Here is a 3,326-nt window from a genome sequence, read left to right as displayed (position 1 = left end):
TAAACGGCAAAACCAAATGTAAAAAAAAATTAGGGTATGACTTCCAATTTTTGGCAGGAAGATTTGGTAAAAAAAATACTCAAAAAATGGCCTAAAAAAGGCGTTATTTAAACGCTGTTTAAACACTCTAAAAAATGAAACAACCGCACCAATTTTGGCGCGGTTGTTCTGTGAAAACAAAAACAAAAACAAAAATATAAATATAAATATAAACATTACTGTTTAGCGGTAACGATAGCTCCGATACCTTTATTTCGGATTGGTAACGCCACAAAACGTTTATCAAAACCAATAATAGTCGCCCTTTGTTTGGGGTCTTTTTCGGTAATGTACATTTGTACTTGTCCGTCCGCTTTCATTACTTCATCGGAACTAAACGTAAACGAACAATAAGTGTCCGTGCCTTGTGCAACCGCTCCGAAGTCCTTTTTTTGCATTGTTGTAGCATTAAAGGCCGGCGTTTTTGTAAATTGCAAAATATTGAACCCTGCAAACTTGGCGGGTTTGCCCTCTTTCCATTCGGTAAGGTCTTTAAACGCTTTTAAGTCGTACAAAATCAAGTCTTCAAGGTGTGCTGGGTGTAGCACTAAATTACGCTGTTCGGGGTTTATATCCAACTCATCAAAACGGCGTTTTAACTTCAAAATGTTTTCAGGGACAAGCCTTTTAAAGCCCTCGTTCAGGTCTCCAGTGGTTGTAACTACGGGCGTATATAAGCTGTCTTTTTGAGGTGTAAAAGCGTGTGCCGCTTTGGTTCCTGCTTTGGCTTGTAATGACTGCCTGTGTCCGTAAATTACACTTTCTAACTTGTTGTAAGAGAGTTCCACCGCTTCGGGTTCTCTTACCAATGTATTAACTGTTTCGTACAAATCCAATTCAATAGCTAAGGGCTTATCAGTACGCCCTTGTACATCAATAGGATAAGTTGTGTTATTTATTAATACTTCGGGGTCTACGCCTACCTCTGCCATATTTAATTTGTGGTGGTCTACAAAGGCTGAAAAATCCATTGTAAAGTTTAAAAATGAAGTGTCGGGGTAAAAGTTGTTCATCAGTTGGTCAAGCCAAATTTCTTTTTGTAATGCCATAATTATTAATTTTTGTTGTTATACTTAGCTTTTATTAGTCGTTGGTATAGTTGCTGGTTTTGTTCAAGTTCTTTGGGGGCGTTTTTTCGGTAATCGTCTAAATTCCAGTCGCTTTTTGGTTTTTCTTGGGACTGCTCCGAAACGACCTTACTTTTTATTAAATCACTTATTGAGAAAGGGTTACGCTTAGGCAAACTGTTTAAAAAATTCTTTGTGCCTTTAAAATCATTCTTGAACAAGTTAAGTACGTGCTGTTCCTGTGCTTGGGTAATGCCTCCGCTTCTGATGGCTTGGGTGGTTAAATACCTTGCTTCGGTTTCCTGCTCCTCTTGGGTGGTTTGTTCAGCTTCTAATAGCTTTTTAACCGCTTCTAAAATTTCATCGTCTGAAACTTTTTTATCTAATTCCAACAACTTTTTTAACTCCTCCCGAAGATATAAAGCCTCTTCGACTTTCATTAAAATATTGGTGTTTGAGGTGTTAGAAATGAGTTTAAATCTTGAAATAAGTTGCTCTCTTAAATCCATATCACTAAAATTAAAATTATTACTTGGTTTGTAATGGTTAAACACTTCTTTTACAGATAGTTGTTTGGGGTTACAGGCGTCAAAATCAAACTCAGGGGAAATAATACCTTTTATAAGTCCCTCGTTTAAAGCCTGTTGAGCATTAAACCAAGTATCCCCGATTAACCATTGTTTTACGTATTCTTCGGTTTTGCCTGTTTTTTGTTGCAGTTTTTTGATAAAATCAGCTTCTATCAAGCGTAATAGTTTGGCTTGATTTTCAAAATCTTGTGCTTGTCCGCTCGAATAGGACGAGGGGGCGTGTATCATTAAATAACTGTTTTCAGCCATATACACCTCATCAACCGCCAATGATATAATCGCCCCCATACTTGCCGCTATTCCGATTATATGAATGGTTACATTTGCTTTGCTGTTAATCAAGGCGTTGTATATCATATTACCGTCAAAAACCGAACCGCCTTCGGTGTGTAACTTTAAAAGTATATCCGTTTGACTTTGTTCTAATTGCGAAAAAAGAGAAGCGAACTTTACCCCGTCCCCAGTTTCAATAACTCCAAAAGCCGTGATAACATTTTCTTGTACTTCAAATTGCATTTTTTATATGTTTAAATCTTTAATATTCTACTAATTAAGATGCTTTTTTGTTCATCTTTTCCTCCAATTCTTTGAGTTGCTTCCGAGCGTTCATATCTAAATAAGTTGCATACGTACGATAACTTATTTTATAGGTCGGGTAAATATGCGTCCAGTAGATAGTTTTAAAAAACATATCTCCGTCTTTTCGTTTGAGTTCCAGCGTTATATTTTGAATGTCGATAACTCTTTTAAGTAAATTTCTACGATTATAAGCCATAATACCATAATATATTTTTTTATTGTATATTTGCACTCAATAATCGTATCGCAGTGGACGTGTTAAGTACTTACAAATATTTAACACGTTTTATTTTGTGGCTTCGGTAAATGCAACGCCCAAAAAGTAAGTATCTTACCTCAATTTACTGTACGTTACATTCGTTGTCTAAATGATAAATAGTTACTCTTTTCATTGCTTTAATAGGTTTAAAAATTTGTTTTTTGCTTCAATAATTGCCTGTTGCTTTTCATAAAAAGGCATTGCGGTTTCTATGATTTTAAGGGCATTTTTTGGAGTGGCACTGCCTGTTTTAAAAAATTTCACAACCGTTTGTTGTGTTATTCCTGTCAGTTCTGAAATTCTTTTTTTTTGCTCCTTTGGGTAATGCTTTACCCAATCGGATAATTTTTTCCGTGTCGTTCATTTGTTTTACTGTTTAAATAGTGTTTAAACGCTTTTATTTTTGATTTTCTTTGCGGGGTAAGAACAAAACACACCCCACAAAGAAAAAATGTTTTAAAACCTATTTTTTAGGAATATGATATTTTACGGGTTCAGTGTTAAACTGCTCGGCTTTGTTTTTGGCTTCCTGCACGGCGTTTTCCAACGCTTCGGGGGTTGGGTAATGTTTTGCCAACTCCTGCAAAATCTCGGCTTCGGTGCGTTGTTTTTGGGCTTGGTACATTGCTAAATTTCTTTCAGCTTCCAATATCTCAAAGTCCAAAGCATTTACCAACTTTCCTAACCGCTTGGCTCGGTGGCTTTTGTTGTGGGTAAATTCTATCCAGTGCTTCATAACTATTTTTTTTAAGATGTGGCGTCTTTATTTTACTAATTTTTTAACATATCTAT

General features: G+C 35.9%; 4 protein-coding genes. All 4 read right to left on the bottom strand.

The features are described from left to right. Nucleotides 1-215: 215 nt before the first annotated feature. Nucleotides 216-1,088 carry a hypothetical protein gene (locus tag OO775_RS11495; RefSeq protein ID WP_264847308.1) on the bottom strand — a complete coding sequence of 291 codons (873 nt, stop codon included), beginning with the start codon at nt 1,086-1,088 and terminating at the stop codon, nt 216-218. Nucleotides 1,089-1,093: 5 nt separating this feature from the next. Further along, nucleotides 1,094-2,212 (bottom strand): head maturation protease, ClpP-related, encoded by a 1,119-nt coding sequence (locus OO775_RS11490; protein WP_264847307.1) that lies wholly within the window; start codon nt 2,210-2,212, stop codon nt 1,094-1,096. A 34-nt stretch (nt 2,213-2,246) separates the two neighbouring features. Next, nucleotides 2,247-2,471 (bottom strand): hypothetical protein, encoded by a 225-nt coding sequence (locus tag OO775_RS11485; protein WP_203966365.1) that lies wholly within the window; start codon nt 2,469-2,471, stop codon nt 2,247-2,249. A 526-nt stretch (nt 2,472-2,997) separates the two neighbouring features. Then, a complete protein-coding gene (locus OO775_RS11480; RefSeq protein ID WP_264847306.1) occupies nt 2,998-3,270 on the bottom strand; it encodes a hypothetical protein in 273 nt (90 codons plus the stop codon). Nucleotides 3,271-3,326: the final 56 nt, after the last annotated feature.

It is taken from the genome of Capnocytophaga catalasegens, from assembly GCF_026005215.1.
In the GTDB taxonomy this organism is placed as follows: Bacteria; Bacteroidota; Bacteroidia; order Flavobacteriales; family Flavobacteriaceae; genus Capnocytophaga; species Capnocytophaga catalasegens.
This window is presented reverse-complemented; position numbering and strand designations above follow the sequence as displayed.